Origin of the sequence: Streptomyces recifensis (assembly GCF_002154615.1) — a bacterium.
In the GTDB taxonomy this organism is placed as follows: Bacteria; Actinomycetota; Actinomycetes; order Streptomycetales; family Streptomycetaceae; genus Streptomyces; species Streptomyces griseoluteus.
The window spans coordinates 1-5,383 of sequence record NZ_MUNH01000510.1 but is presented as its reverse complement, the minus strand read 5'-3'; the positions used below and the strand labels follow the sequence as shown (position 1 = coordinate 5,383).

Here is a 5,383-nt window from a genome sequence, read left to right as displayed (position 1 = left end):
CCGGCCCGGCGCGGAGAGCGGGGTCTCGAAGCGCACGGTGACCCGCCCCAGGCCGCTGCCCTGCACCCACCCGTGCCCGTACTCCGGGTGCCGTACGTCCTGGCCCGCCCGCCACTCCGGTGCGGCGGGCCCGGCTCTCTCCGGGCCGAAGTCGGGGGCGCTCTCCTCCGGCGTCTCCTCGGCCAGTTCCCCGGCCGCCTGGGCGAACAGGTCCTCCTGCGTGTAGTCGGCCAGCCCGGACACGCCGACACCCAGCAGCCGCACCCCGCCCGTGGTGTCGACGGAGTCCAGCAGCCGCGCGGCCGCCTCCCGGATGACCGAGGGGTCGTCCGTGGGCCCCCGCAGCGTCTCGGAGCGGGTCAGGGTGGAGAAGTCGTACCGCCGCACCTTGAGCACGATGGTGCGCCCGGACAGCCCCGCGCCGCGCAGCCGCCGTACGCAGCGGTCGGCGAGGCGGCGGACCTCCAGGCCGATGCGCAGCCGGTCGTGGATGTCGACGGCGTAGGTGTCCTCCACCGACACCGACTTCGCCTCTCGTTCGGCCACCACCGGCCGGTCGTCACGGGCCAGCGCCATCGCGTACAGCGCGTGTCCATGGGCCTTGCCGAGCAGCCGGACCAGTTCGTCCTCGCCCGCCTCGGACAGCTCCAGCACGGTGGTGATCCCGGCGCGCCGGAGATGGTCGCCGGTGGCGGGGCCGACCCCGGGCAGGGTGCGGACCGGCATCGGGGACAGCAGGGCGCGCTCGGTGCCCGGTTCGATGAGGACCAGGCCGTCGGGCTTGGCCCGCTCCGAGGCGATCTTGGCCAGCATCTTGGAGGCGGCGAGCCCCACCGACCCGGTCAGCCCCGTCACCGCCCGGATGTCCGCCCGCAGCCGGGCCCCGGTCTCGCGCGCCGACGCCTCGTCCCAGGCGGCGTCGCCGGCCTCCAGGTCCACGAACGCCTCGTCCAGGCTCAGCGGCTCCACCAGTGGGGACAGCTCTCGCAGCAGCGCCATCACCTGGTCGCTGATCGACCGGTACAGCGCGAAGCGCGGCGTGAGGTAGGCGGCGTTCGGCGCGAGCCGCCTGGCCTGGGCGGTGGGCATCGCCGAGTGCACCCCGAACACCCGTGCCTCGTAGGACGCGGTGGCCACCACTCCGCGCGGCCCGATCCCGCCCACCACGACGGCCTTCCCGCGCAGGCTCGGCTTGGACGCCTGCTCCACCGAGGCGAAGAAGGCGTCCATGTCGAGATGGAGGATGGTGGGCGCGTTTCTCACAGGTCCGATGCTGCACCACGCCACTGACAACAGCCCCCGCGCGGGGGCGCCCTGTGGAAAACGGTGCCGGCCGGTCTCAGACGGCGCGGTTGCGCCGCCGGGCCAGTTCGTCGGCCGGGTTGTGCCCGATGAGCGTCTCGCCGGTGTCGACGCGCTCGCCGTGGAGCTGCGACAGGGCGCTCTCCACGTCCCGCCAGACCACGCCGACGGCGATCCCGAAGATGCCCTGGCCGCCCTGGAGCAGCGCGTGGACCTCGTCCGGGGAGGTGCACTCGTACACCATGGCGCCGTCGCTCATCAGGGTCATGCGCTCCAGGTCGCGGAATCCGCGCTCCCTGAGGTGCTGCACGGCCGAGCGGATGTTCTGGAGCGAGACGCCGGTGTCCAGGAACCGCTTGACGATCTTCAGCACGACCACGTCGCGGAAGCTGTACAGCCGCTGCGTGCCCGATCCGTGCGCGGGGCGCACGCTGGGCTCGACCAGTCCCGTACGGGCCCAGTAGTCGAGCTGCCGGTAGGTGATCCCGGCGGCCGCACAGGCCGTGGGACCGCGGTATCCGATCTCCTCGGACGTCATGGCCGCCGCCCCTTCACCGTCAGGCACCACCGTCGGCCGCTGCGGAGCGTGATCGGCCACGCCGCCGAGCTGTGGGTGTCCCCCGCCCGGCCGAAACCGTGCGCTCGGGGGAAGGTACGGGCCGCTGTCCCCGAAACCGTGTCCGGGGGCACCCCCAGCCGTACCGTCGCCGCTCATCCTCACGCCGACCTCCGTCCTTGACCTGCCTTGTCGACGGTAGGCAGTCACCAGGGGTGCGTCAACGATCGCCACACTCGGCACGCCGAGTGATAATCACCCTGAGAGTGGTTTCTCGTGTCCCACCGCGGGGAAAGGCTAGCCGAATGCGCTCGCGGAGACGCGTAGGACGCTCTCACGGGACGTTGGCATGTGCCCTCGCTTCGGGCGTCACAGCGTGCCACGAGCCGGCCGGAAGCGGACCCTTCGTCCACCCGGCCGGCCCGCGGCGTCACTGGCTGCTGGTACCGAAGTCCTCGGGCGAGATCTGGTCGAGGAACTCGCGGAACTTCTCCACCTCGTCCTCCTGCTCGTCCGGGATGGCGATGCCCGCGTCGTCCAGCACCCCGTCACTGCCGTAGATCGGCGTGCCGGTGCGCAGGGCGAGCGCTATGGCGTCGGACGGCCGCGCGCTCACCTCGACCCCGCTGGCGAATACCAGCTCCGCGTAGAAGACACCCTCTCGCAGATCGGTGATGCGTACTTCGGTCAGCTCCTGGCCGACCGCCTCCAGCACGTCCTTGAACAGGTCGTGCGTCAGCGGCCGCGCGGGAGCCATGCCCTGCTGGGCGAAGGCGATCGCGGTCGCCTCCCCCGGCCCGATCCAGATGGGGAGGTAGCGGTCGCCTCCCACTTCGCGCAGGAGCACGATCGGTTGGTTGGAGGGCATTTCGACCCGGACACCTACGACATCGAGCTCGTTCACACAGCAACCCTAGGCCGTGCTCGGGACGTTTGGGTAGTCGGGCCGGGAACAGGTGGGCGATCCGGCGCAAGCCGACCGGGTCGGGGCACTCCGCCCCTCAGGGCAGCCGCATCCCGAGCGCGGCCTTCACCAGAGCCGAGTGCAGCTTCATGGTGAGCGCCGCCAGCTCCCTGGTACGGGCCTCGGCGAGCGTTCTGGTCTGCGGGTTGCGGTGCCGCTTCAGGGGGGCGACGACCTGGTCGACCAGCCCCGCCTCGCGCTCGGCGGCCGCCTTCATCACCCGCAGATGGCGGGGCTCGATGCCGAACCGGCCCAGTTCGGCCACCAGCGCGGCCACGGTGACGGCCTCGGCGTCGTACACGCCGTCGGCCAGGGGGGCGAGGAGCCCGTACGACTCCCACTCGTGGAGTTCGGCCTCGCCGATGTCCGCCGCGGCCAGCAGTTCGTCGCGGCCGATCCGGGCGACCGTGGACCGCTCGGCCTCCTCGGGGTCGTCGTCGCCGCTGCGCTGCCGGCCGACGACGGGCAGCGGGGCGGCCTCGCCGCGCTCCATGGCGTCCAGATGCTCCCGGATCACCTTGAGCGGCAGATAGTGGTCCCGCTGCATCCTGAGGACGTGGCCGAGGCGTTCCACGTCACGGGGGCTGAACTTGCGGTACCCCGAGGGGGTCCGCTGCGGCTCGATGAGCCCCTCCGACTCCAGAAAGCGGATCTTGGAGATGGTGACTTCGGGGAACTCGTCGCGCAGCACGTTCAGCACCGTGCCGATGCTCATCAGCCCACTGTCCCTGGCGGCGGTACCGCTTCCGGCACCGCCGCTCGGTGTTTGAAGCATGGACCTTCCCTGAGGTTCCCCCGGACGGGCGTCCGGGGGTGGGTCAGACTCCTTGCCGGCTCGCGTAGAAGACCAGCCGGTACTTGCCGATCTGCACCTCGTCACCGTTGGCCAGCGCCACCTGGTCGATCCGCTCGCGGTTGACGTAGGTGCCGTTCAGGCTGCCCACGTCGGCCACCGTGAAGGAACCGTCGGGCGAGCGGCGGAACTCCACATGGCTGCGGGAGACCGTCACGTCGTCCAGGAAGATGTCGCTCTGCGGGTGACGCCCCGCCGTGGTCAGGTCACTGTCCAGGAGGAAACGGCTGCCGGAGTTCGGACCCCGGCGGACCACCAGCAGCGCCGAGCCGACCGGCAGCGCGTCGACCGCCGCCTGCGCCTCGGGAGACAGCATCGGCATCGCCGTCTGACCGGTGACCTCGGAGTCGTACGCCTCGATGCCGGAGATGGAGATCGTGGACGTGGTCTCCGACGGACGCTCCGGCGTCACACCGGGACGCAGGGGCGCGCCGCAGTGGGAGCAGAAACGGGCGTTCTCCGCGTTGCGGTTCCCGCACCTCGTACACACCAGGGCCGACATGGACGGAGCCTCCTGCCGCGACGGTTGCCCGAAACCTATGCCGCCGCCCTGGCCAGGGTCAACGGACGCCGCGCCCTGTCCCCCGGAAGTGCCACCACCCGGACCAGCCACCTGGTCCCGGAACAGCGGACGCTGCCCTTCCTCGTCGGGCTGTGCGCGATGACGGGCCGTCGCGTTCTCGTTGCCCTCTCGCGCGCTCTTGCCGAACAACTTCCCAAACAACTTCACGGGCGATTCCCCTTGACCGAAACAGACCCGCCCGTGGGGCAGGACGAACCCAGAATGCCTACACCGACCGATCCGGACATCTTCACAACGTCCGTATCCACCCGACAGTTTCCACCACGCACCACCCCTTCGGTGCGGCGACCCCCCGCAACCTCATGCCCCCGCCCGACGCCGCCCATGCACCGCCGGTTCACCGCGAGGACGACCGAGCGTAGTCAGGCAGCTTCGCTTGCCGCAAGGCATCCACGACGATCTTGTCCGACCGCTCCACACTCACCGTGGCCTGCTCCTTCTCCAAGCTCTGCACCACGCCTCCAGGGATGTTCAACGCCGGTTCGAGGTCCTGCGGCTTGCCGATGACCTGGAAACGATAAGGGGCGTTGATCTTGTTCCCGTCGACCGCGACGCTACCGTCCGTGTCCGAGAAGTAGGTGTTCGCCACCACGCGCACCCCGTTGACCTCTATCGCCTCGGCACCGGCCGCGCGCAGCTCCTGGATCGCGTCGAGCAGCATGTCGGACTCGACAGCTCCCTTCGTGTCCTGGACGGTCATCGTGATGCCGGGACCGGTCGCGCCCACGGTGCCCGCGAGTATGCCGAGTTGACGCTCCTTCTCGGCGGTCTGCCTGCGCGCCTCCGCGGCCTGGTCGGAGCTGCTCTGCAACTCCTGACGCTGCTTCTCCAGCCCCTGCTTCTCGTCCTCAAGACGCTGGGTACGGTCGTCCAGTTCATCGAGGATGCGGACCAGATCCTCCTGGCGGGCCCCGCGCAGCGCGCTGTCGCCGTCGCTGTTGGAGGCCACCTGCACGGCCAGTCCGAAGCCGAGCCCGAACAGCAGCAGCGCCACGATCAGTTGGGCGCGCGTCAGCCGGGGCGGCCAGAGACCGTCGATCAGCCGCTGACGCCCGGTGAGCTGCGGCTGGGCCGCCTGCTCCGGCACCGGCTCCGCGGGAGCGGGCTCGGGGGCCGGCCGGGGCG

6 protein-coding genes are annotated in these 5,383 nt (G+C 70.9%); all 6 read right to left on the bottom strand.

Annotation, left to right across the window (positions count from 1 at the left end; translation table 11 throughout):
• A partial coding sequence (locus CCN33_RS24455) for a DNA polymerase IV (RefSeq protein ID WP_086695649.1) occupies nucleotides 1–1,263 on the bottom strand: 1,263 nt, incomplete at its 3' end.
• Nucleotides 1,264–1,339: 76 nt separating this feature from the next.
• Nucleotides 1,340–2,023: a MerR family transcriptional regulator gene (locus tag CCN33_RS24450; RefSeq protein WP_086695648.1), complete on the bottom strand. Its 684-nt coding sequence runs from the start codon at nucleotides 2,021–2,023 to the stop codon at nucleotides 1,340–1,342.
• Between the two features lie 265 nt (nucleotides 2,024–2,288).
• Nucleotides 2,289–2,762 (bottom strand): bifunctional nuclease family protein, encoded by a 474-nt coding sequence (locus tag CCN33_RS24445; protein ID WP_004002801.1) that lies wholly within the window; start codon nucleotides 2,760–2,762, stop codon nucleotides 2,289–2,291.
• A 97-nt stretch (nucleotides 2,763–2,859) separates the two neighbouring features.
• The gene (gene ftsR / locus CCN33_RS24440; RefSeq protein ID WP_086695647.1) at nucleotides 2,860–3,597 is read right to left on the bottom strand and encodes a transcriptional regulator FtsR; all 738 of its coding nucleotides are present in this window, start codon (nucleotides 3,595–3,597) and stop codon (nucleotides 2,860–2,862) included.
• 43 nt (nucleotides 3,598–3,640) lie between these two features.
• Nucleotides 3,641–4,513: an FHA domain-containing protein gene (locus CCN33_RS24435; RefSeq protein ID WP_086695646.1), complete on the bottom strand. Its 873-nt coding sequence runs from the start codon at nucleotides 4,511–4,513 to the stop codon at nucleotides 3,641–3,643.
• 82 nt (nucleotides 4,514–4,595) lie between these two features.
• A partial coding sequence (locus tag CCN33_RS24430; RefSeq protein ID WP_107483982.1) for a DUF881 domain-containing protein occupies nucleotides 4,596–5,383 on the bottom strand: 788 nt, incomplete at its 5' end.

Excerpts from the sequence above, each read along its gene's own strand:
- ftsR (WP_086695647.1), bottom strand. The coding sequence starts at position 3,597 with ATGCTTCAAACACCGAGCGGCGGTGCCGGAAGCGGTACCGCCGCCAGG.